At 65.0% G+C, this 22,816-nt stretch carries 23 protein-coding genes and 1 pseudogene; 5 read left to right on the forward strand and 19 right to left on the reverse strand.

What is annotated here, in order from left to right:
* Positions 1 to 3 precede the first annotated feature (3 nt).
* From ACIA48_RS07375 to ACIA48_RS07400, 6 genes are all read right to left on the reverse strand, one after another.
* Positions 4 to 1,488 carry an aldehyde dehydrogenase family protein gene (locus ACIA48_RS07375; protein ID WP_396729221.1) on the reverse strand — a complete coding sequence of 495 codons (1,485 nt, stop codon included), beginning with the start codon at positions 1,486 to 1,488 and terminating at the stop codon, positions 4 to 6.
* Positions 1,481 to 2,479 carry an SDR family NAD(P)-dependent oxidoreductase gene (locus tag ACIA48_RS07380; protein ID WP_396729223.1) on the reverse strand — a complete coding sequence of 333 codons (999 nt, stop codon included), beginning with the start codon at positions 2,477 to 2,479 and terminating at the stop codon, positions 1,481 to 1,483. Before ACIA48_RS07380 ends, ACIA48_RS07375 begins: the two co-directional genes overlap by 8 nt.
* Entirely contained in the window at positions 2,472 to 3,608 is a 1,137-nt protein-coding gene (locus ACIA48_RS07385) for a spirocyclase AveC family protein (protein WP_396729225.1), read from the reverse strand. The genes ACIA48_RS07380 and ACIA48_RS07385 overlap by 8 nt, the downstream gene beginning before the upstream one ends.
* A gap of 6 nt (positions 3,609 to 3,614) precedes the next feature.
* The gene (locus ACIA48_RS07390; protein WP_396729227.1) at positions 3,615 to 4,733 is read right to left on the reverse strand and encodes an ABC transporter substrate-binding protein; all 1,119 of its coding nucleotides are present in this window, start codon (positions 4,731 to 4,733) and stop codon (positions 3,615 to 3,617) included.
* 61 nt (positions 4,734 to 4,794) lie between these two features.
* Positions 4,795 to 5,640: a CbbQ/NirQ/NorQ/GpvN family protein gene (locus ACIA48_RS07395; RefSeq protein WP_396729230.1), complete on the reverse strand. Its 846-nt coding sequence runs from the start codon at positions 5,638 to 5,640 to the stop codon at positions 4,795 to 4,797.
* A 152-nt stretch (positions 5,641 to 5,792) separates the two neighbouring features.
* On the reverse strand, positions 5,793 to 7,439 hold the full coding sequence (locus tag ACIA48_RS07400; RefSeq protein WP_396730679.1) for a nitric oxide reductase activation protein NorD: 1,647 nt from the start codon (positions 7,437 to 7,439) through the stop codon (positions 5,793 to 5,795).
* Positions 7,440 to 7,567: 128 nt separating this feature from the next.
* Between ACIA48_RS07400 and ACIA48_RS07405 the strand changes: the two genes are divergently transcribed.
* The 3 genes from ACIA48_RS07405 to ACIA48_RS07415 all read left to right on the forward strand — a co-directional run bounded on the left by ACIA48_RS07405 (position 7,568) and on the right by ACIA48_RS07415 (position 10,621).
* Positions 7,568 to 8,542: an SDR family NAD(P)-dependent oxidoreductase gene (locus ACIA48_RS07405; protein ID WP_396729232.1), complete on the forward strand. Its 975-nt coding sequence runs from the start codon at positions 7,568 to 7,570 to the stop codon at positions 8,540 to 8,542.
* Between the two features lie 74 nt (positions 8,543 to 8,616).
* The gene (locus ACIA48_RS07410) at positions 8,617 to 9,171 is read left to right on the forward strand and encodes a nuclear transport factor 2 family protein (RefSeq protein WP_396729234.1); all 555 of its coding nucleotides are present in this window, start codon (positions 8,617 to 8,619) and stop codon (positions 9,169 to 9,171) included.
* 103 nt (positions 9,172 to 9,274) lie between these two features.
* On the forward strand, positions 9,275 to 10,621 hold the full coding sequence (locus tag ACIA48_RS07415; RefSeq protein WP_396730681.1) for a TetR/AcrR family transcriptional regulator: 1,347 nt from the start codon (positions 9,275 to 9,277) through the stop codon (positions 10,619 to 10,621).
* Here ACIA48_RS07415 and ACIA48_RS07420 read toward each other — a convergent pair.
* The 5 genes and pseudogenes from ACIA48_RS07420 to ACIA48_RS07440 form a co-directional block, all read right to left on the reverse strand.
* Positions 10,613 to 11,497, reverse strand: a complete 885-nt coding sequence (locus tag ACIA48_RS07420; protein ID WP_396729237.1) for an SDR family oxidoreductase — start codon at positions 11,495 to 11,497, stop codon at positions 10,613 to 10,615. The genes ACIA48_RS07415 and ACIA48_RS07420 overlap by 9 nt on opposite strands.
* A gap of 3 nt (positions 11,498 to 11,500) precedes the next feature.
* The gene (locus ACIA48_RS07425; protein WP_396729239.1) at positions 11,501 to 12,613 is read right to left on the reverse strand and encodes an ABC transporter substrate-binding protein; all 1,113 of its coding nucleotides are present in this window, start codon (positions 12,611 to 12,613) and stop codon (positions 11,501 to 11,503) included.
* A gap of 13 nt (positions 12,614 to 12,626) precedes the next feature.
* Positions 12,627 to 13,823: a cytochrome P450 gene (locus ACIA48_RS07430; protein WP_396729241.1), complete on the reverse strand. Its 1,197-nt coding sequence runs from the start codon at positions 13,821 to 13,823 to the stop codon at positions 12,627 to 12,629.
* A 45-nt stretch (positions 13,824 to 13,868) separates the two neighbouring features.
* Positions 13,869 to 14,929 (reverse strand): annotated as a pseudogene (locus ACIA48_RS07435) (dihydrodipicolinate reductase).
* Positions 14,930 to 14,950: 21 nt separating this feature from the next.
* Positions 14,951 to 15,919, reverse strand: coding sequence for an LLM class flavin-dependent oxidoreductase (locus tag ACIA48_RS07440; protein ID WP_396729244.1), 969 nt, complete (start codon positions 15,917 to 15,919; stop codon positions 14,951 to 14,953).
* 123 nt (positions 15,920 to 16,042) lie between these two features.
* On the opposite strand from ACIA48_RS07440, the gene ACIA48_RS07445 reads away from it, so the two are divergent.
* The gene (locus tag ACIA48_RS07445) at positions 16,043 to 17,149 is read left to right on the forward strand and encodes a dihydrodipicolinate reductase (protein WP_396729247.1); all 1,107 of its coding nucleotides are present in this window, start codon (positions 16,043 to 16,045) and stop codon (positions 17,147 to 17,149) included.
* Between the two features lie 3 nt (positions 17,150 to 17,152).
* Here ACIA48_RS07445 and ACIA48_RS07450 read toward each other — a convergent pair whose 3' ends face one another.
* The 4 genes from ACIA48_RS07450 to rplS all read right to left on the reverse strand — a co-directional run bounded on the left by ACIA48_RS07450 (position 17,153) and on the right by rplS (position 19,567).
* On the reverse strand, positions 17,153 to 17,458 hold the full coding sequence (locus tag ACIA48_RS07450; RefSeq protein WP_006242155.1) for a DUF2469 domain-containing protein: 306 nt from the start codon (positions 17,456 to 17,458) through the stop codon (positions 17,153 to 17,155).
* A 47-nt stretch (positions 17,459 to 17,505) separates the two neighbouring features.
* The gene (locus tag ACIA48_RS07455) at positions 17,506 to 18,249 is read right to left on the reverse strand and encodes a ribonuclease HII (RefSeq protein ID WP_396729251.1); all 744 of its coding nucleotides are present in this window, start codon (positions 18,247 to 18,249) and stop codon (positions 17,506 to 17,508) included.
* A 44-nt stretch (positions 18,250 to 18,293) separates the two neighbouring features.
* Positions 18,294 to 19,139: a signal peptidase I gene (gene lepB, locus ACIA48_RS07460; protein ID WP_396729253.1), complete on the reverse strand. Its 846-nt coding sequence runs from the start codon at positions 19,137 to 19,139 to the stop codon at positions 18,294 to 18,296.
* An 86-nt stretch (positions 19,140 to 19,225) separates the two neighbouring features.
* The gene (gene rplS / locus ACIA48_RS07465; RefSeq protein ID WP_006242158.1) at positions 19,226 to 19,567 is read right to left on the reverse strand and encodes a 50S ribosomal protein L19; all 342 of its coding nucleotides are present in this window, start codon (positions 19,565 to 19,567) and stop codon (positions 19,226 to 19,228) included.
* Between the two features lie 312 nt (positions 19,568 to 19,879).
* Here rplS and ACIA48_RS07470 point away from each other — a divergent pair, with 312 nt between their 5' ends.
* Positions 19,880 to 20,797, forward strand: a complete 918-nt coding sequence (locus ACIA48_RS07470) for a hypothetical protein (protein ID WP_396729256.1) — start codon at positions 19,880 to 19,882, stop codon at positions 20,795 to 20,797.
* A 19-nt stretch (positions 20,798 to 20,816) separates the two neighbouring features.
* On the opposite strand, the gene trmD is transcribed toward ACIA48_RS07470, so the two are convergent.
* From trmD to rpsP, 4 genes are read right to left on the reverse strand one after another with little or no spacing between them, the layout of a single operon-like run.
* The gene (gene trmD, locus ACIA48_RS07475) at positions 20,817 to 21,494 is read right to left on the reverse strand and encodes a tRNA (guanosine(37)-N1)-methyltransferase TrmD (protein ID WP_396730683.1); all 678 of its coding nucleotides are present in this window, start codon (positions 21,492 to 21,494) and stop codon (positions 20,817 to 20,819) included.
* A gap of 14 nt (positions 21,495 to 21,508) precedes the next feature.
* Entirely contained in the window at positions 21,509 to 22,024 is a 516-nt protein-coding gene (gene rimM, locus ACIA48_RS07480; protein ID WP_396729259.1) for a ribosome maturation factor RimM, read from the reverse strand.
* Between the two features lie 6 nt (positions 22,025 to 22,030).
* Positions 22,031 to 22,273: an RNA-binding protein gene (locus ACIA48_RS07485; RefSeq protein WP_003881089.1), complete on the reverse strand. Its 243-nt coding sequence runs from the start codon at positions 22,271 to 22,273 to the stop codon at positions 22,031 to 22,033.
* Between the two features lie 8 nt (positions 22,274 to 22,281).
* Positions 22,282 to 22,788: a 30S ribosomal protein S16 gene (gene rpsP / locus ACIA48_RS07490; RefSeq protein ID WP_396729265.1), complete on the reverse strand. Its 507-nt coding sequence runs from the start codon at positions 22,786 to 22,788 to the stop codon at positions 22,282 to 22,284.
* Positions 22,789 to 22,816: the final 28 nt, after the last annotated feature.

Raw genomic sequence — 22,816 nt, forward strand, 5'->3', positions numbered from 1 at the left:
CTCCTACTGGGCTGGGTAGGCCACCGATTTCACTTCGGTGTACTGGCTGAATCCGGCGATACCGTTCTGGCGGCCGACGCCGCTGTCCTTGTAACCGCCGAACGGCGTGTCCGCCCCGTATCCCGCGGTTCCGTTGAGGCCGATGAAACCGGCACGCAGCCGGCGCGCGACGGCAAGGGATCGATCAAGCGAACTCGACATCACGTTCCCCGCAAGGCCGTACACGCTGTCGTTGGCAATTCGGACCGCGTCGTCCTCGTCCTCGTAAGGGATGACGACGAGGACGGGTCCGAAGATCTCCTCCTGCGCGATGGTCATCGTGTTGTCAACATCGGTGAAAAGTGTTGGGGTGAGCCAGAATCCCTTGTCGAATTCCTTCGGCGGCTCGGGACTGCCGACGAGCATGGTCGCGCCCTCGTCCACACCCTTGCGGATGTAGCCGAGGATGCGCTCCTGCTGTTTGGCCGAGATGACCGGCCCGCAGATGGTGCCCGGATCCTGCGGATCGCCGGCCTTGATGTTCTCGTAGATGCCGCGCAGGATCTCAACGCCTTCGTCGTAGCGGGAGCGCGGCAACAGCATCCGGGTCGGGGCTGCACAGCCCTGCCCCGCATGCATCAGCGGACCGATGCCGATCAGGCAGGCGGTGTTGAAGTCGGCGTCGTCGAGCACGATGGTCGCCGACTTGCCGCCGAGTTCGAGGAACAGGCGCTTCATCGTCGCGGCGCCCTTCTCCATGATCCGCTTGCCCACCACGGTCGATCCGGTGAACGAGATCATGTCGACCTTCGGCGACAGGGTCAGTTCCTCTCCGACGAAGTGATCCGACGCGGTCACGACACTGACCACACCCGCTGGGATATCGGTCTTCTCGGCGATCAGCCGACCGAGCCGGGTCGCGTTGAACGGCGTGTTGGGTGCTGGTTTGAGCACGACGGTGTTGCCCGTCGCCAACGCCTGCCCGAGCTTGTTGATCGTGACCTCGAACGGGAAGTTCCACGGCACGATGGCGCCGACCACGCCAACGGGTTCGTGCCAGACCTTCCGTCTGGTGTTGACCCCTGTGACCGATACGACCTTGTCGCCGAGGTCGGTCTCCCATTCGAAGGTGTCGATCAGCCGGGCGGGGTATTTCAGGCCGTCCTCCAGCGGCGCATCGAGGTGCGGGCCGTGCGTCACCGCTCGCGGCGCGCCGACCTCGAGGATCAGCTCCTCGCGCAACTCCTCGAGCTCGCTTTCGATCGCGTCGTGCAGCTGCAGCAGACAACGCTTGCGGAGCTCGCGGTTGGTCGACCAATCAGTCTCGTCGAAAGACCTTCTGGCAGCGTCGATCGCGCGGTTCATATCGGCCTTCGACGCGTCGGCGACCTCGCCGAGAACGTCTTCGTTGGCCGGGTTGATGTTGGTGAACGTGCCTGCTTCGCCGTCGACGAGGGCGCCGTCGATCAACATCCTCGACTCGAATCTCACGGCAGTGGCTTCAGTCATCGATCTCACTCCTGTCGGGCTTCGGCTTCGGCATCAGCGACACGAGTCGCATGAGAACCGGCTGAGGAATCACCTTGGCGGCGGCGACCATCGCCTTCTGCGATGCGGTCAACGGGTATGCCCCGCCCCGCATCGCGCCTTGTCGCGGGATTCCCATGACCAGTCGGGACATGTGGTGCATCCCGGATGCCGGCAGAACTCTGTTGGACACCAACAACATCGAGGCATCCGGACCCACACCGTGGCGCCGGAACGACGCTTTGTCGCCAAGCGCCTTGAGCAATCCGTCGGCGAATTTCTCTGGCGGTCGCGCGAGCTTCATCGCAAAGCGCCCGCGGGTGTTCACGGTGTTGTGTATGCGCGCGTACGGGCCGCCGAAGTTGCGGTCGTCGGTCGTCCCGGCGTCGGTGATGATGTCGGTGGCGTACGTCCCGGTGACCAATATCGTGACGCCGAGCCCGAACGGTGCGATCTCACCGGCCATCGACTCACCCCAACGTTCCAGCGCACCCTTGGCCGCTGAGTACGGGGCGATTCCCGGCTGACCCCTGACGCCACCCGCACTGGACACCAGCACGATTCGGCCTTCGCCGACGTCGCGCATCGCTGGTAGGAGCGCCTTGGTCAGTTCGACCGGTCCGAGCACATGTGTGGACAGCATGTTCTGCCACAGCTCCATGTCGGCCTCTTCGACCATGCCCGCGGCCGAGATACCGGCGTTGTGCACCACCGCATAGGGTGCGCCGACTGTTTCCAGTATCGACTTGGCCGCCGCCGCGATCGACGCGCTGTCGGTGACGTCGAGCTGAACGCCGATCAACCTGTCATCGTCTGCCACGGCACCCGTCGCCGCACGCAGCAACGGCATTCCGTGATCCGGAGAGCGCATCGCCGCGACCACGCGCCACCCCTCGCGATAGAGGCGCACGGTCGAGGCGAAGCCCAGACCCCTGGACGCTCCGGTGATGACAACCGTGCGAGCGTCAGTCATTGGAACTTTCGGTAGCGCACCTCATACTCTTGCTGCCCAGCTCGACGTCGGTGTTACGGGACGGCCCCTGCTGCCAGGTAGCCCACTTGCCCACCGAGTACGGGCCTTCGGCTCCGTTCGCGCGGTAATACCCTTGCGGGTCATAGATCTTCGCCTCGGGGTACGGCCACGGGCAGGCAACCGACGTGGCCAGGCCGCTCGCCTTGATCGCCCAGAACCAGCCGCCGTAGGCGAAGTACGACACGTTGATGATCGCGAACATCACGATGAACATGCCGAGCACCGGCTTCTTGGGGAACAGCCTGGCCTTCGCCGCGAGCTTTTCTGCCACCGACTTTCCGGTGTCATCGCGGTAGACGAGGATGGCCGCCGGGATCATCACAAACGTCACCGACAGCGACTCCCAGATCAGCGGAAACTGGAAGGTGCTGCCCGGGAACAACGTTCCGAACGGGATCGCCTGCGAATAGATGTACAACCCCGTGCGGACCAGGCTGATCTCCAGCATTGCGTCGAAGATGAAGCCGATCACGAGGACCAGCCCGCCGAGGCTGATCAGCGGATGCCTGCTGACGAACGATTCCGGTCCGTACTTCGCCTGCCACTTCCTCAGAATCCAGATGGCGGGAAAGTACGGGCCGAAGTAGAAGGTGACGTAACCGAACACGATGAAGGGTTCGACGGTCGGCGACATCATGATCAGGGGCCAGGACTCCGGCCAGTGCAACAACGCCGGGTTGTACACCGCGTAGGGCGACCAGTTCATGATCGGGTCCTGCCACACGATCAGCGTGGTGACCAGGACCATCATCAGCACCGGGCTGCCCGGATTTCTGCGCCAGCCGATGATGAAGACGATGGTGAGCACCACGACCATGATCAGCGCGCCGACCTGCGGGATGACCTGCCAGTGATCGAATCCCGTCAGGAATTCGACCGGCCGGGGCCGGCCTTCGACTTCCGGGTTCGCCACGCGCGGATCCACGGCCGTCCGCCCGACGGCGAGGAACAGTCCGAGGAAGCCCAACCAGGCGAAGAGCGCGATGACCCGCCCCCAGTTGGGACCCTTACGTTTCGACTCGGCCGATTCGACCGGTTTGTCGGGTGGCGCGGATTCCTTGGTAGCCATCTGCGGTCAGCCTTCCTCGCCGAAGCGATCTACCAAATGCGAGTTGACGCCGTCAGCGTCGAGCGTGCGCGCGACGAGATACCCCGAGCCCATCCATGCGCGTCGCGTCCACTTGCCAAGAGAGACACGCGTTCCCGGCGCTCCGGAGGCGGCGGGCATCATCTTGACCCGCTCGAGCGCCTCTTTGACACCGCGCGGACTCAGCGGGTGGGCATCGGTGAATGCGCGCACCAGCGTCGCGGCCACATCGCGATTCACCACCGTGACGCAGAACTCCGGACGGCTGCCGTTGTACTTCGCGGCGTAGCGGTCCAGAAAGTCCTGTCCGATCGGGTTTTCCTCGTCGTACTGATCGATCCCGATCCAGCCCATGAACGCGTTCCACATGATCGGGTTCACCCACGCGTTCTGGAAGGCCGTTGTGGTGAACCGCGGCGGGTCCCAGTCGACGGCCTCGAGCGCGGGATTGACGAACACGATGCCGAAGCCGAAGCCGAGGTGCACGATCGCCTCTGCCTTCGCTTCGTGCAGTGTGCGCACCGCCTCGTTGATGTCCTGTGCCGTCTGAGCGATCGCCGCCTCGGCCACGATGCGAATTCCTTTGCGCCGACATGCACTCCGCAGGTTTTTCAGATAGCTCTCGCCGATGAGGTTCTGTTCGACGAGGACGCCGATCTCGGTGAGGCCCCGCTTGGCCACCAGGTCGGCGAGGAAGATCGGTTCGTCGGTCATCGACCCCTGGGGGAATGCGAACGTCCACTCCCCGAGCCAGTCGTCGGTCCCGGTCACGCTGATCGCCGGAACCTTGAAGCGCTCTTCAATCGCCTCGCGCATCGGCACACAGTTGTCGGTGATGTTGGGGCCGAACACCACGAGGCAGCCCTCGTCGACAAGCTCCTGGTAGGCGTCGATGACCGCCTTCACCGAACCCTTCGGCAGGCCCTCGACCTCGCGATAGATCATCTGCACCGGGCGGTCCATCAAGCCTTGCTCGACGGCCTCTTCGAAGATCAGGTCGAAGCACTGGGTGAACGAGGCCAGCAGTTCCTCCGGGAAGCCCGGCGGCAGCGTGAAGTCCATCAGATAGCCGACCTTGATCGGCTCAGCAGTGCTTTCGTAGGACATCTGACCTCCCTCGGGGTCGACCTAATATTTGTTCAGACCCTAGCGGGGGCGATCAGCATGGTCAATCAACCTCGGACATGCCCAGGTAGACGTCGATCATTTCGTTGAGCCCACGGCTCACGGACGCCTCGTCGGTCAACGGTCCGGCGATCGCAGCCCTGGCCGCATCGCGCATGGTCAAACCCTCGGCGATGAGCCGGCCCGCGGCGATGAGCACCCGCGTCGACGCGACCTCACGCAGCCCCCCGGTCTCGAGCCGCCGGATCGCCTGACCGAACTTCACCAGCTCGACGGCGGTCGCGTGATCGACACCGGCTTCATGGGCGACGATGCCCTCTTCGACCTCGGGCTCGGGGAATCCGAACTCGATGGCGACCATCCGTTGCCGCGTGGAGTCCTTGAGGTCCTTCAGGACGCTCTGGTAGCCCGGGTTGTACGACACGACGAGCCCAAATCCCGGCGCCGCATCGAGGGTGATACCGAGGCGTTCGATCGGCAGCTGACGCCGGTAATCGGCAAGCGGATGCAGCACGACCGTGGTGTCCTGACGGGCTTCGACGACCTCGTCGAGGTAGCAGATCGCGCCTTCGCGCACGGCATGGGTCAGCGGTCCGTCCACCCAGACCGTCTCGTCGCCGCGAAGCAGGTATCGACCGACCAAGTCCGCGGTGGTGAGATCGTCGTGGCAGGCCACGGTGATCAGTGGGCGACCCAGGTCATGCGCCATCGCCTCGACGAAACGGGTCTTGCCGCAACCGGTCGGCCCCTTCAGCACCAGCGACAGGCCCTGGCGATAGGCCGCCTTGAACACGACCTCCTCGTTGCCCACCGGCCGGTAGTACGGACGGTCGGTGTCGGCCTGCGCTACAGCGCCGTTCTGGTAAGCGAGTCCGGGCTCGGTGCCCATAGCGCCCCTTTCGTCACCCGCGTCTTTGCGGTGGCTATGAGCCTAACCGGAACAGATGTTTGTTTCAAGCATGCAGGGCCTGCTGCCCGCCGCGCCGACCCGAGCTATCTGTGGGGCGACACGGGGCATTAAGCGTTGGGGGGCAAGCGATGTCATGACACTTTGCGTCGCACTTCGGCCGACCGGATCGCCGACCGGAAGAGTGGGCCGATGATTCCCGCGAGTTGTTCAGGCCGCGCGATAGTCGCGTGTGCGGTACTTCCAAAGACCTTTCTCAGCGCCTCGACGTCCGTGCCCGCACCCACGGTCAGGCATACACAACCGGTCCCCCGGCGGCGAGCCTCCGTCAGCGCGCGGCGCGCATCGGCCGCTCCGTAGGCGCGTTCGTAGCCGTGGTCGTAGGCCAGCCCGTCGGACACCACGACCAGCAGGCGCCGCGACGTCCCACCGCGTGCCTCCAGGATGGTCGAGCCGTGGCGTATGGCCGCCCCCAGACGCGAATACGCTCCCGGCTCGAGGCTGTTCAGCCGACGGAGCACCCTGGCGTCGAGATGGTCGTCAAATCTTTTGACGGGCAACACATTCACCGCGCTGCGGCCCTGAGAGTTGTAGGCGTACAGCGCCACGCGATCACCGAGGTCGTGCAGCGCGACCGTGAGGTCGGTGATCACCGCGCGTTGCTGTTGATGGACTGTCTGCCCGACGGTCCCCGGCTCCGCGGTCGACCCCGAGACATCGAGCAGCAGCAGTACCGACAGATCCCGACGGCGCCGCAAGCTGTCGAGATAGACCGACTCGTCGGGCACCGATCCGGCCCTGACCTCGACCCGCGCCTCGACCGCCGCGTCGATATCGATGTCGTCGCCCTGGGACTGCCGATGACGGCGATGCAAGCCCATGCCCAGGCGCGCCAGTGGCCGCCTGACTCCAAGGGCCCCGTCGATCGCATCGGCCGCCGATGCCTTGATTCGCGGTTCCACCTCGCGCACGGTGCACCAGTCCGGCCGATAACACTTGCGGTCGGCGTCCCACTCCGGGTATCTGAAGCCGTGTACCGCGATGTCGGTGACGTCCTCGGATGACGCTTTGGCCGTCGACGACACCGCGTACGCGCCCCGGTTGGCCGAGTTGGTGCGGTGCGTCGGCGAGTCTGCACCTGGCGGCCCGCCACCGCTGCCTCCCGACTTGCGCGCAGACGACAACATCTTCTTCAACCACTTGCCGATGAAGCCGCCCCCACCGACCGGATTGGAAAACAGGTCAGGGTCGTCGCTGTCGTCGACCTCGCCGTCATCGAGTTCTTCGAGGGCCTCTTTGCTGTCACGGCGCGGAACGTGAGCAGCCGTTTCATGGTCGACCTGGGTGGCGGCACGGCCGCCCGCGGCCAACACCTTCCTGGCCCGGATGATGCCGAACTCCGCGGGCGGATCGTCCAGCGTGTCCTTACCCGATGCGATGGACAGCGACGATTCCGGCGAATCGCTGCGGCGCGCGATGTCTGGATCGGCGAGTGCAGCCAACACACCCGGCAGCACCTCGCGGTTGGCGGCGAGCGCGCGGTGCCCCTCGATCGTCAAAAAGCGTTTCGCCGAACGCGGATGCCGCAGAAGCGCGCCCACGATCTCGGGTGACAGGCTGTCCGCGGCGATCAGCGACGCGTGCACCGCCACCGATTCCAGATTCTCGCGGGCTCGTGCGGATGGATCGACGAAAACGGTCTGACCATCGGTCCACGACGGTTCGCCCGGATCGACAGCAGCCACCGCGACGGCCCGACCGGCGAGCGCGGAAGCCAACATGCCCAGCGCCTGCAGCCGATCGCCTTGAACCTCGTTCGCCACCGTCACCTCCGACCGAACACGTTGACCAAATATCTGTTCCACCGTAAAGTCCGCTTCTACTGGAGTCAATCAATAAGGAGCGCAGGGTGATCGACTTCGAAGGACAGGTCGCAATCGTCACTGGAGCCGGCCGGGGATTGGGCAGACTGTACGCCCTCGACCTGGCGCGACGGGGCGCGTCCGTGGTGGTCAACGATCTCGGGGGCACGATGCGCGGTGACGGCGCCGACGCGAGCGTCGCCGACCAGGTGGTAGAGGAGATCAAACGCGCAGGTGGTCAGGCAGTCGCCTCGCATCATTCGGTGGACAGTCCCGAGGGCGGTCAGGCCATCGTCGACACCGCTGTCGATACCTTCGGCCGGTTGGACACCGTCGTCAGCAACGCAGGCATCTTCAACAGCATCCCTTTCGACACGCTCACGCCTGGCGACTGGCGCCAGATGCTGCAGGTGCACCTCGACGGCGGCTTCTACCTGAGCCAACCCGCGTACAAGGTGATGACGAAACAGAACTACGGACGGTTCGTCTTCATCTCGTCGTCGGCGGGTAACTTCGGCCAGCCGTCCGAAGCGCACTACGCGGCGGCCAAAACCGGCCTCGTCGGGCTGTCCAACGTGATCGCGATCGAAGGAGCGGCGCACGGGATTCTCTCGAATACCGTGCTGCCGACCGGCTTTTCGCGGATGGTCACCGAGACGGTCGGTGACGAGAAGTTTCTTCGGGAGTCAGGCTTCATGCGCGCGATCCGGGCCGAATTGGTGGTGCCGCTCGTGACGTTCCTGGCCAGCCGCGCCTGCGATTTCACCCACCGCAACTACTCGGCGTGCGCGGGTCGCTATGCGCGCGTGTTCGTCGGACTTGGCGAGGGCTGGTTGGCCGACGCCGAAGCCGAGCCAACCGCCGACGACATCCTCGCGCACCTTGATGAGGTGTCGGCGACCGACACGTTCATCGTGCCCGACTCGATCGTCGACGAAGTTCTCGAAGTGTGTGACCGCCTTGGCATCAGCGCGATGCCCGACAACGCCGAGGTCGCCTTTCCCGAGCCCTCGAAGTCGTAGGAGAGGGCGTGGACGTCCGTCGCACCCCGCCGAGCCATCGACGCGGTCATCGGCATCAACGGATGGGAAGGTGAATGACCGGAGACGACGATTTACTCGAAAGACTTGCCCGCCTGGAGGATCGCGAAGAGATCCGCCAGTGCATCATGCGGTACGCGCGGGGCATGGACCGGCGGGATCGAGACGTGCTCCGCTCGGCCTATCACGACGGCGCGGTCGACGACCACGTCGGATTCATCGGCGAGGTCGACGGTTTCATCGACTGGGCCTTCGCCTATCACTCCACCCAGACGCGTTATCAGCACTATCTGCTCAACCACACCGCGGACATCGACGGTGACGAGGCGCACGCCGAGACCTACTACTTCTTCGTCGGCACCGACCGTGAACCCGCCAACCATCTGACCCTGTCCGGCGGCCGCTACGTGGACCGACTGGAGCGACGTGACGGCCGCTGGGCCATCGTCGACCGGGTGTGTGTCGTCGAGTGGAACGCCGAGTCGACCTCGTTCATCACCGACGAGGTGATCGCGATGATGGCCGACTCCATGAAAGTCGCCGCGCACGATACGACCGACCCCTCGTATGACCGCCCGCTGATCGCGTCGCGTACGGACGCAGCGTCGTGAGCGCAACCCCCGATTGCGGCGTCCCCGCAGTTCGGACGGTGATCGGTAGGATCTGCTTGCAGTTGTGGATGCCGATGGAGCCGAGAAGGGTGCGCAGTTAGCGATGGCCGACGCCGACGCCGTTGGGCGAAATCCGAGGGGTACCAGGTCCGCGGGTAAGCGAGGTCAGCGCGCCACGAAGCTCACGGCCGTCAGCAATGAACCCGCGGTTGACGCGACGCGGCGCACCGAGATACTCAAGACAGCGAATGAAGTCATCGCGACGACGGGTCTTCGTACCTCGCTGCAGCAGATCGCCGATGCCGCGGGCATTCTCGCCGGCAGCCTCTACCACCATTTCGACTCGAAGGAAGCGATCCTCGTCGAGCTGATCAGGCGGTATCACGCCGACCTGGACCGCGTCGGCGAGGTGGCGCTGAAGCGTCTCGACGAGCCCGATCCCCGACCCGTCGCCGAGCAGATCACCGAACTCGGCCGTGAGATCGCCCGATGTGCGGTCGAACACCGGGCCGCCCTGCAGATGTCGTTCTACGAGGGGCCGAGCTCGGACCCCGAGCTGATGGAATTGACCCGGCGTCCGCCCTCGACCATCCAGACCGCGATGTTGCAGGCGCTTCGCGCCGGCCGCTGGAGCGGATACATCCGATCCGACCTGGACCTCCCGACGCTGGCCGACCGGGTGTGCCAGAGCATGCTGCACGTCGGTCTCGACGTCATCCGGCACAAGGCGTCCACCGACGAACTGGCGACGATGAAGAGCCACATCGCGCTCGAAGGTCTGGCGATGGACGTTCCCTCCGATGCCGACCTGGACAAGTCGAATGCCTTCGCAGCCGCGGAAGCCGTGATCCAGAGTTGGGTCGACACCGAGGACGACAGCGACCTCAAGGCGGCGCATGTACGCGCCGTCGCCCGCTCGGAGTTCGGCCGCCGCGGATACGAGATGACGACGATTCGCGACATCGCGTCCGCCGCGGGACTGGGCACCGGCACCGTGTACCGCGTCATCGGCTCGAAAGACGAACTGCTGATGTCGATCATGCTGGAGTTCGGGCACAAGGTCGGCGGCGCGTGGACCGACATCGTGAAAACCGATTCGACCACCCTCGAGAAGCTCGACGCGTTGAGCTGGCTGAACATCAACGCACTCGACCAGTTCCCGGACGAGTTCCGGATCCAGCTGGCCTGGCTGCGCCACACCCCGCCGGATACCGCCAATCCCGCATGGTCTTTTACGACGCGGATCCGGCAGATGAAAGCGCTGCTCTCCGAAGGCATTCGCGCCGGCGAGATTCGCAAAGAGAGTCCAGCTGCGGATCTGCTGGCCCGGTGCATCATCGGCGAGCAGTGGATTCCGGAGAACATCCTGCAGCAGATCGGCACACGCAACGCGTTGATCCTGGCCCGTGACACCACCTTGCGGGGCATCAGCGTGCGTCAGTCAGTCTGACCGTTCGTTCCTTAGGGCGCCGAAGCGCGGGATGCCCATCATCACGCGAATCATGTGGTGCATGGCCACCGACGGCATGACCTTGTTCGCCAGCAACAACATTCGCGCGTCGGGTCCGACCGGTCGGTGCACGAACGGAGCTCGGCTGTCGAGGGCCTTGGCCAGACCGGCGGCGAACTTCTCCGGAGAACGGGCGGCCACCTGCATCGCCTTCCGCCCCCGCTTGTCCATCGTCCGGTGGTGGCGCGCGTACGGACCCGCGAGGTCGCGGGAGTCCGTGGTGCCCGCATCGGTGATGATCTCGGTGTCGTACGTTCCCGCCACCAGGATCGTCACACCGATACCGAACGGCGACACCTCGCCGGCCATCGACTCGCCCCATCGTTCGAGCGCCCCCTTGACCGCCGAATAGGGCGCGGTGGCCGGCATACCGCGGACCCCACTTTCGCTCGACACCAGTATGATTCGGCCCCGCCCCGCTTCGCGCATCGCCGGCAGCAGCGCCCGCGTCAGCGCCACCGGCCCGAAGATGTTGGTGGCGAACATCCGCTCCCACAGGTCGATCGGCGTCTCCTCGACCATGCCGGCGGCCGATATTCCGGCATTGTGCACCAACGCGTACGGCGCACCCACCGCGGCGACGATCGCCGCGGAAGCGTCCTCGATCGACGCCGGGTCGGTCAGGTCCAGGCGGACACCGATAAGGCGGTCATCGCCTGGGGCCGCACCCGTCTCGCGGCGAAGGGCATCCAGACCCGCGTCCACCGACCGCATGGCCGCGACGACCTTCCACCCCCGTCGATACAGGTATGCCGCGGATGCCAACCCGAGTCCGCGTGAGGCCCCCGTGATGACGACGCTCCGCGGTTGCGTCACTGGCTACTCCTCGCCGAACCGGGCGACGAGGCGGGAGTTGACACCGTCGGCCTCCAACTCCCTGGCCACCAGGTAACCGGAGCCCATCCAGCCCCTCCGCGTCCAGTTGCCGAACGAAATCCTGGTGCCGGGTGCGCCAGAGGCAGCCGGTACAGACTTGACCCGCTCCAGCGCTTCCTTCACTCCACGCGGGCTCAGTGGATGCGCATCGACAACGGCATGGAGAATCGCCACGGCGACATCACGATTCACCACCGGCACGCACCACTCCGGACGTCGGCCGGTTCGCTCCTTGAACTCGTCGAGGAAGCGCTGCCCTACCTGGTTGCCCTCGTCGTACTGGTCGAGACCGGTCCAGCCCATGAACGCGTTCCACATCACCGGATTGATCCATGCGTTTTCGAACGCGGTCCCCGCGAACCGGGGTGGATCCCAGTCCAGCTCTGCCAGTGCGGGATTGACCAACACGATTCCGAAACCGAAACCCGCGTGCACGATCGCCTGTGCCTTTGCGTCATACAGCGTGCGCACTGCCTGGCTGACGTTCTGGGCGGTCTGCGCGATAGTGGCCTCTGCGACGATCCTGATACCGCGCTGCTGGCATGCCTTTCGGAAGTTCGCGATGTAGGCCTCCCCCACCAGCGACTGCTCCATGAGCACCCCGACGTCGGTGTGGCCACCCTTGACCAGCAGATCGGTCCAGAAGATCGGCTCGTCGAAGTGCGATCCCATCGGGAAAGCGAAGAACCACTCGCCCAGCGCCTCATCCGATCCGGTCACGCTGATCGCGGGCACCCTGAATCGCTCGTTCAACGCCTCCTTGATCGCCACGGCGTTGTCACCGATGTGCGGGCCGAAGATCGCCAGACAGCCCTCGTCGACAAGTTCGGAGTAGGCGTCGATGACCGCCTTCACGGTGCCCTTGGGCAGCCCCTCGACCTCGCGGTAGACAATCTCCACGGGCCGGTCGATGATCCCCTTGGCCATCGCGTCGGAGAAAACCATGTCGAATGGGATCGTCAGGTCGTCGCGGTAGTGCTGCGGAAAGTCATCGGACAGCTTGAAGTCCATCAGGTAACCGATTTTGATCGGCTCTGCGTTGCTCTCGTATGACATGACTAATCCTTTCTCAAGCCGTCACGATGGGCAGCTTGCCCCAGCCGCGGACGCTGGAGGTGTGCGCCATCTCTGCGTTGTCGAGGTCGACGTCCCACTCGGGCCAGCGGGTCAGCATCTCCTCGAGCGCGACCCTCGCCTGCATTCGTGCCAGTGACGATCCGAGGCAGAAGTGCAATCCCTGACCGAACGAGAGATGGGATCCCGTGCGGTGGATGTCGAAACTCTCGCCCTCGGGATACTGCCGCTCATCTCGATTGGCTGAACCGTTGAGCAGCAACATGATCGAGCCCTCCGCGATCGTCTGTCCGTGAACTTCGGTGGCCCGCGCGACAGAACGGGCCTGGACCGGTGACGGCGACTCGTAGCGCAGCACCTCCTCGATCGCCCGGGGGATCAGCGAGAAATCCTGGGCGAGTTCGCGCCGTTGCGCGGGATGTTGGGCGAGGAGTTGGCCGATGAAGCCGATCAGCCGGGTCGTCGTTTCGTTGCCCGCCCCGGCGATCATGCTCGTGTAGGTCAGCACCTCGATACGCGTCAGCGGTCGAAGCTCCCCGTCCTCTTCGACTTCTGCGTTGAGCAGTTGCGTCATCACGTCGTCGGACGGATGCTCGGCCCGCCACTCGATGTAGTCGGCGAACAGTTGATACGCATTCTCGAAGGTGGCGCTCGACACGTTGCGGAAGCTGCCGTCCTTCAGGCCTATCGACGCGTCGGTGTTGTCCCGGATCTGCTGCTGACCCTCCTCGGGTATGCCCAGCAGGTATCCGATGGTGCGCATCGGGATGAGCGCGCCGAAGTCGGTGATGAGGTCGAAGCGCGAGGCGCCGGCCAGCTCATCGAGCGCACGGACGCAGTACTGACGGGTGAGGGGTTCGATAGCCTCCATCCGGCGCGGCGTGAAAACCCTTGACAGCACCCGCCGATGAAGGTCGTGCAGCGGCGGGTCCTCGAACAGGATCACGCCGGGCGGCACCTCGACGCCGCTCATGATGATGTCCATCGTCGTACCCTTGCCCGACCGGTAGGTGTCCCAGTTGTGCAGTTCACGCGCGACGTCCTCGTAGCGGCTCAGCGCGTAGAAGTCGTACTTCTCGTTCCAGTAGAGCGGAGCCTCGTCGCGCATCCGCCGCCAGATCGGATAGGGGTTGTCGTCGATCGCGAAGTCGAACGGGTCGTAGTACAGATCGGTGGTGTGCACGTCAGTCATCGGCTGCTCCTTTGGTCGGTCATCAGGTCGTTGAAACCCGGTTGGTCAATCGAATGCGTGACGCGGCAACGTGTTCGGCAGGTCGAGCGAGCTCAGCAATCCTGCCGGGCTTGCACCACATAGGGAATGGCGTTGACGACCCGCATCGCGGTTGCGGACATCGCCGCGTGTCCCGCTGCATGGCCCTCCGCGGCGCCGACGTTCATCGCACAGTGGATGTCCGGATCGCCCTCGATGTCTACGCGGTAGGTCGCGTCGAACTCCGATGCGAGCCAATCCGGTGCGACGTCGCGCGCCATCCGGATGATGTGCTCGACAACGATCGCTTCCCTACCGTTGACCACTCCGGCCGCCCTGGTGCTCACCGCACCACAAGTCCCTGCCTTGATCGTGCCGAACGCGACCTCGATGTCTCTGTTGGTGAGTCTGCGGTCAAGAGTCCCTCGGACTTCGTCGACCTCGACGCCCAGCCCTGCGGCCATCAGGTGGATCGGTGCCCGCCAAGCCATTTCGATGAAACCCGGTGTCTTCAGCAGAGGTTCGAAGTCGAGCGGGTGGCCGAAGCCCATGCCGTTCATCATCACGTCGGCAACCGGGTAGTGGTCGTTGAGCGCAACCTCGGTGACCTTGAGGCATGTGATCTTCTTCGACTGTGTGGCCAGCAGCAGTGCCAGCTGGTCCGAGCCGAACCCGGGGAAGATGCCGGATGCGTAGAACGAGGCATCGCCCGACTTGGCCGCGGTTTCCATCTCTTCACGCCACTGCGGTGAGTAGTAGGCGGGCGGATATACCAGGCTTGTCGACGACGTCGAGACGACGTTGATACCGGCGTCGAGCAGTTTCAGGTAGTCCGGCACTGCGCCCGCGTCACGGTCAGGTCCGCTGGCGGCATACACCACGCAGTCGGGTCGCAGTGCGATCAGCGCGTCGGCATCGCTGGTCGCTGTCACCCCGATCGGGTCGGAGCCGACGAGTATCCCCGCGTCCTTACCGACCTTCTCCGGAGAGTGCACCCAGACGCCGACGAGCTCGAGGTCCGGTCTGCCCTGAATCGCGTCTATCGCAATGGATCCGACGCCACCTGTCGACCAGACTACGGTTCTCAATGTCACGGCTCCTCCTAATGGTCACGCACGCTCGGACGCCATCACGGCGCGCTCCAGATACGGCCACGCAATGTCGGGCGGGACGCCGCCGCACAATGGAGGCAGCGGCAGCGGTTTGCCGCGGCGGATGTAGGCGGCGGCCTCGTTGATGGTGAAGATTTGATACGGCCCTGGTGTCTCGCGCAGTCCCGCAACGGTTTCGGCCCGTGAGATGCTGGCCACCGAGTCGTCACCGTGCCGGTAGGACGCGGCCATCTTCGCATCGTGCAGGAGGTGCGGCCCGAGCTCGTCCCAGGCGGCCTCGACGTCTTCGGCGACGAACACCGCCGTCGGCGTATCCGGAGCGGGAAACTGGATCACACCCGGCTCATGGCCGTTGGCGCGGCATTCCGCTTCGTAGAAGTCCTTGAGTGCCGGCGATGCGGTCTGCGAGATGAAGCCGAGTCCATACTTCGCCGCGCGCCGCGCCGCCGCCTTGCTGCCTCCCGCGACGAGCATGTACGGCCCACCGGCGGTCGCGGGACACGGGGTGACGTGGATGCGTCTGCCGTCGTGGTCGACAGCTTCACCCGCGAGCAGTCGTCGCAGCAGTTCGAGAGACTCGTCGGCTCGCTTGCCACGCCTCTTTACGTCGACCCCGAAGTGCTCGTATTCCTCTGTCCGGTGACCGATTCCGAATGCGTAAGACACCCGTCCCTTACTGATGATGTCCAGCACACTGATCTCCTCAGCCAGCCGGACCGGATCCCAGAACGTGATCGGCACGGCGGCCAGCAAGATCGCGAGATGCTTCGTGCGCGCCGCGATCGCGGAGGCGAGGAGGTGTGGGACCGGCAGATGACCGTCGTCGGTGCCGTGATGTTCGGACAGCACCGCCATCAGCGCGCCGCGTGTCTCCGCCCACGCGCACATGTCGATGGCCGCCCCGTAGAGATCGGTCACCGGCGCGCCGCTCGCGGGCGCGCGCATGTCGAACCGCAGGGTGAACATTCAGCGCCGCATCCAGGCCGGGGTAATCACGTCGTCTGACTCTAACCTAAATTTTGTTCCGTTCCGGTGTAATAGTGATTACTATTCTAATTGATCGTCCGCAACTCTCCACGAGGAGGAAAGATGACCGAAGGCAGGCACCGTGTCGTCGTGTGGTCGACGGGTGGGATCGGTTCGATCGCGATCCGCGCCATCAACCAGCGACCGAATCTCGACCTCGTCGGGGTGTGGGTGCACTCCCCCGAGAAAGACGGAATGGACGCGGGCGAACTCGCCAACGGTGAGCCGATTGGGCTGGCGGTCACTACCGACGCGGATGCGCTGATCGCCCTCAAACCCGACTGCATCATCTACGCGGCCAGTGGGCCAGAACGCGATGCATTGGCGATACCCGACTACGTGAAGTTGCTCAGCGCGGGAATCAACGTGGTCACGACGAGCACTACCCGACTGGTCAACCCTCATGCCTATGAACCCGCCGAGTGGCGCGACCAGCTCGTGACAGCAGCGAAGGCGGGCCAGGTGTCGCTGTACGCGTCGGGCATCGAACCCGGATTCGCCGCCGACTACCTTCCGCTGGTGCTGGCCACCCAGTCGTCGCAGATCGAGAAGATTCACTGCTACGAAATCGGCCTATACGACGACTACGGCGTGCCCGACATCATGAGTGACGCAATGGGATTCGGCCGACCACTGAATTACGAGCCGTGGATCGCCATGCCCGGCGCGATCGAAGGCGAATGGCAGGGGCAGATCCGGATGGTCGCCGACGCGCTCGGAGTCGAGGTTCAGGAGATGCGGTCGACGTTCGATCGCGCCGTGACGGAGCGGACGCTCGAAGTCGCGATGGGAACGGTCGAGGCGGGCACCTGCGGCGCGTTGCGCATGCAGGCCATCGGTGTGGTCGACGGCCACGAGGCGATCGTCATCGAACACGTCACGAGGCTGGCCCCCGACGTCGCGCCGCACTGGCCGACACTTCCCAATGCCCTCGGCTATCGCGTGGTCATCACCGGCACACCGGACATCGACTGCGCCTACGACGTGACACTTCGTGATCGTAAGAAGGCCGGTATCGAAAGCATGACCTCCGGGGCGGGAGCGATGGTCGCCACGGCGATGCGCGTGGTCAATTCCGTGCCTTATGTGGTCGATGCGCAGCCGGGTCTACTGAGCTCCGTCGACCTGCCGCTCACGATTCCGACGGGCGCGTTCAGCGCCCAGGGCTAGGCGCTACTCCGGCAGCCGCAGCTCGGGCTTCTCCACCTCTTCGATGTTGACGTCCTTGAAGGTGATGACCCGGACCTGTTTGACGAATCGGGCGGGACGATACATATCCCACACCCAGGCATCGCCGAGCCGCAGCTCGAAGTAGACCTCACCTTCGGAGTTGCGCGGCACCAGCTCGACACTGTTGGCGAGGTAGAAGCGCCGCTCGGTTTCCACGACGTAGCTGAACTGCCCGACGATGTCCTTGTATTCGCGGTAGAGCGAGAGCTCCATCTCGGTTTCGTACTTTTCGAGATCTTCGGCACTCATCAGCTCAGTTCCTTCACATGCACACTCATCGCGACTCCAATCCTCCCCTACCCGAATCGGCTCTGCTGCTCGGGCTCGGTGTCGAGTTCTGTGTCGGGTCCAAGGTCGGGTACCAACACCGGGCCCATCTCACTCTCAACCGTCACGAGCCGTCGCACGTTGATGAACGAGTAACGATGCTCGGCGCACGGGCCCAGCTCGGCAAGTGCCGCGCTGTGCGCAGGAGTGCTGTACCCCTTGTGCTCGGCGAAGCCGTAGCCCGGATGCTCGGCCTCCATCTTGACCATCAGCCTGTCACGGCTCACCTTCGCCAGCACACTGGCCGCCGCAATGCACGCCGCGGCGGCGTCCCCGCCGACCACTGGAAGCGAGGGCGCGGGCAAACCCGGCACCCGGAAGCCGTCCGACAGCACGTAACCCGGGCGCACCGACAGGCCCGCGACAGCACGCCGCATCCCCTCGATGTTGGCCACATGCACGCCGCGGCGATCGACCTCCGCCGACGGGATGAAAACCACGTGATAGGCCAGCGCATACCTGCGGATCAGCGGAAACAGCCGCTCGCGCTCTTTGGCGTTGAGCTTCTTGGAGTCGTCGAGCGCCGCCAAGCTCTCGAGCCGGTTCGGCCCGAGCACGCAGGCTGCCACGACGAGCGGGCCCGCACAGGCCCCGCGGCCCACCTCGTCCACACCCGCCACCGGTCCCATCCCACCCCGGTACAGCGCCGACTCCAACGTGCGCAGACCAGCGGATTTCCGGATCACCGTCCGTGGAGGCCATGTCGCCGGCAATTCAGGCCCTCTGCTCTTCGCGCGAGCAGCTCATCGCGCAACTCCTACTCGGTCTGCGGATTCACGCTGTCCACGCCGCCCCATCGCCCCGGTGGCCATGCAATGAACTGTGCTTTTCCAATCACATTGGCAATCGGCACGGTGCCCGCCTCCGGGTCACCCGTGCAAATCAGGCCGCGCTGCGCGTCCTCGGGCGTATTCGTGCAGTGGAAGCGCGAATCCGCGGAATGGGTGCGGTTGTCGCCCATCACCCAGACCTTGTTCTCCGGAACCGTCACCGGCCCGAACTCATTGCCAAGGCACGCCGCGTACGCGTTGGTGGGTTCGACGTTCATCGTGGTGTAGTCCAGATAGGGCTCGTCGAGGCGCTTGCCATTGACGGTCAGCCCAGTGTTGGCCCGGCACTCGACGGTCTGGCCGCCGACCGCGATCACGCGCTTCACCAGGTCGTTCTCGTCGGGCGGGACGAAGCCGATGAAGGACAACGCGTTCTGCACCCACCGCACCGCGGTGTTCTCGGATCGAATCGACTTGTATCCGACGTTCCAGTTCGGCGGGCCCTTGAAGACGATGACGTCGCCCGGTTCCGGCGATCCGAACCGATAGCTCAGCTTGTCGACCATGATGCGGTCGCCCGTGCAGCCGGCGCATCCATGCAGCGTCGGCTCCATCGACTCCGAGGGAATGAGGTACGGGCGCGCGACGAACGTCAGCATGACGTAGTAGAGGACCAGCGCGATCGTGATCAGAATCGCGAATTCGCGCAGCGCGCCGTGCTTCTTCTTGGGTTCTTCGTCGTCGTCTTGCGGAGCCGCCCCGGCGGCGACATCGGAAGCAGAGTCGGTGTCCTCGGACTTCAGGTCGGTGGGTTCATCGGTGGATCCACTCACCGCATCAGGGTAGCCAGCGCGGCGCTCATCGCCGCGATCATCGGCAGCCACCTGTCAGAACCCGGCGTGTCGACCGGATGCGCGAGTCAGCGCTTTTCCTTGATCTTCGCCTTCTTGCCACGGAGCTCGCGCAGGTAGTAAAGCTTGGCCCGGCGCACGTCACCGCGGGTAACGACGTCGATGTGGTCGATGTTGGGCGAATGCACCGGGAAGGTCCGCTCGACACCGACGCCGTAGCTTTCCTTGCGCACGGTGAAGGTCTCGCGGATACCGCCACCCTGCCTGCGCAGGACGACGCCCTTGAAGACCTGGATACGTTCCTTGGAGCCCTCGATGACCTTCACGTGCACGTTCACGGTGTCGCCGGGGCTGAAGTCCGGGATGTCGTCGCGCAGCGACGCCTGATCGACGAAGTCCAGCGTGTTCATCGGTGACACATCCTTGCTGTCGGCGGCTGCGGGCGTGCTGTCGCGAAATTGTTCGCGTCGCCGAGCCGGTCTTTCGGGTATCGGGGTGTATCTCGCAGCGGTCGGAGAGGCTGAAGGTCCCCGACCGGCACAGACAACTGCTCAATTGTGCCAGATGAGGCCCCATCCAGTGAAATCCGGTGATGAACCGGCCCCCGGACGCGCCCGGCGACTGAGCACGCGCCCACCGTCGGTGGCGGTTAGGCTGAATGACACACATTATGCCGGTGCAACGAGGCCGAATCCGAACCCAGAATGAGCCGAGGGAGGGTCATGCGACGCGGGCCGTCGAAGCTGGTCACGTCACTCGCGATCGCCGGTGTAGCGGCGCTCTCCGCGTGCGGGTGCGAGGCCACTGTGCATGGCACTCCCCCGGAGTCCGCACTGACCGTCGTCGTACCGCAGGGCAGAATGGCGCCCTTGCCCGAAGCCCCACCCGACGAGCCCGCCGCCGCCTTCGGCGGACTGGGTGAACGCATCAGACTGGCCACGGCCGACGCCGCCAAGGGTGGTGCCCAGATCTCCGTCGTGGTCCTGGATCGCAATACCGGCCAAATCGTGTCGGGCGGCGACGATGCGCCGTTCCCCATCGCTTCGGTGGTGAAGCTGTTCATCGCCGACGACCTGTTGCTGCAGGAAGCCAAAGGCGAGACGAAGCTGTCGCCCGCTGATCGCGGTGCGCTCGACGTCATGCTCAGGTCGTCCGACGACGACGCGGCCGAAAACTTCTGGAACCGCAGCGGTGGCAGCGACATCGTCAACCGCGTCGTAGCCCGGTACGGCCTGACGAGCACGACGAAGCCGTATAACGGCAAATGGGACCTCACGACGAGCACGGCAGGCGACCTGGTTCGTTACTACGACAAGCTGCTGAGCGGCGGCGGAGGGCTACCGTCCGAGCAGGCCAACGTCATCATGGCCAATCTGGCGCAGTCGACCCCGACCGGGATCGACGGTTACCCGCAGCGTTTCGGCATTCCCGATGGGCTTTACGCCGAGCCTGTCGCCGTCAAACAGGGATGGTTCTGCTGTTGGAGCGGCGCCAACCAGTTGCATGTGTCCACGGGTGTCATCGGGCCTGGGCGACGCTACGTGATGGCAATCGGCTCGCTGGATCCCACCAGCGAGGCGGCCGCGCGCGACCATGTCACCCGAGCCGTCAAGACGATCTTCCCCGGCGGCCGCATCTAGTTCGCCCTTTGCGGGGCGATCAGTCGAGCAGATCGGGGCGCCGCTCACGCGTGCGCTGAAGGCCCTGTTCGCGCCGCCACGCCTCGATTTTGGCGTGGTCCCCGGACAACAGAATCTCCGGCACGTCGAGTCCCCGCCAGCTCGAAGGCCGTGTGTAGCTCGGCCCCTCCAAGATCCCGTCAGAATGCGAATCATCTTGATGGGACGCGGGATTGCCGAGCACGTCGGGAAGCAGTCGGGCCACCGCTTCGATCATTACCAACGCCGCAGACTCACCGCCTGGCAGCACGTAGTCACCGATGGACACTTCTTCGACGCGCATCCGACGGGCAGCGTCGTCGGCGACCCGCTGATCGATGCCTTCGTACCGTCCGCAGGCGAAGACCAGATGGCTTTCGGTGGTCCATCGGTGCGCGTCGGCCTGGGTGAACAGTCTGCCCGCAGGCGTCGGCACGATCAGAAGTGTTTCTTCGGAACATATTTCGTCGAGCGCCTCACCCCAGACCGGGGCTTTCATCACCATGCCCGGCCCGCCGCCATAGGGCGAATCGTCTACCGAGCGGTGCACATCGTGAGTCCACCGACGCAGATCGTGGACCGCCACCGTGAAGATTCCGGCCTCGATCGCCCTGCCCGGCAACGACTGCCGCAGCGGCTCGAGGTAGGCCGGAAATACGGTCACCACATCGATTTTCAGACCGGCACCCATCGTCATTCCAGATCCAGCAGGCCGTCGGGCGGGTCGATCTTGATCACCTGATCGGCCAGCGACACCGACGTCACGATCGCACCGACGAACGGGACGAGCACCTCACGCTCGCCGGTTCGCACTGACAGCAGCTCACCGGCCGCGGTGTGCAGCACCTCCGCGACGGTGCCCACGTCGGCTCCTGCGGCCGTGCGGACCCGCAGCCCCTCCAGCTGATGGTCGTAGAACTCATCGGGGTCCTCGATGGGGGGCAGGTCCGACGAATCGACGAGGAACAAGGTGCCGCGCAGGGCGTCGGCGCCGTCACGGTCGGCGACCCCGTCGAGTCGGACCAGCAGCCGCCCACCGTGCGGACGCGAAGAGTCGACGGTGAAGCGGCGTTCGGCTCCGCCCTTGGCGCGACCGCGCAGGCTGGTACCACGCGCGAAGCGGGTTTCGGGGTCATCGGTGCGGACGTCGACGACGACCTCGCCGGTGATCCCGTGCGCCTTGACGACCCGCCCGACAACCAGGTCCATCGTGACCTACTGGTCGGTGTCCACCACGTCGACGCGGATCCCGCGCCCTCCGATGCCCGCCACCAGGGTGCGCAGCGCGGTCGCGGTACGTCCGCCGCGACCGATGACCTTGCCGAGGTCGTCGGGATGAACGTGCACCTCGACGGTGCGCCCGCGGCGGCTCGTGACCATGTCCACCCGGACATCGTCCGGGTTGTCCACGATTCCGCGAACCAGGTGCTCGACGGCGTCGACGACGACTGAGCTCACGGTGACGCTCAGCTCTCGGACGACTCGGGTGCGGCCTCGGCCGGTGCGGCTTCGGCACCCTCGGCGGCGGCTTCGGCCGGCGCGGCCTCGTCAGCCGTCTCAGCCTTCTCGGCAGCCTTCTTGGCCGGTGCCTTCTTCTTCTTGAGCTGGGTGGCCTCGCCCGACGGCGCGCCGTCCGCTTCGGCAAGCGCCGCGTTGAAGAGGTCGAGCTTGCTGGGCTTGGGCTCCTTGACCTTCAGCGTGCCCTCGGCGCCCGGGAGACCCTTGAACTTCTGCCAGTCCCCGGTGATTTTCAGCAGCTGCAGCACGGGCTCGGTGGGCTGGGCGCCGACGCCGAGCCAGTACTGGGCCCGCTCCGAATCGATCTCGATGAGGCTCGGATCTTCCTTTGGGTGGTACCGGCCGATGACCTCGATCGACCGGCCATCGCGGCGGGTGCGCGCGTCAGCGACGGCGATGCGGTACTGGGGATTGCGGATCTTGCCAAGCCGAGTCAGCTTGATTTTGACAGCCATGTTGAACAACTTCTCCTGTGATTGCCAC

Source organism: Mycobacterium sp. NPDC051804, assembly GCF_044452905.1.
Lineage (GTDB): Bacteria > Actinomycetota > Actinomycetes > Mycobacteriales > Mycobacteriaceae > Mycobacterium.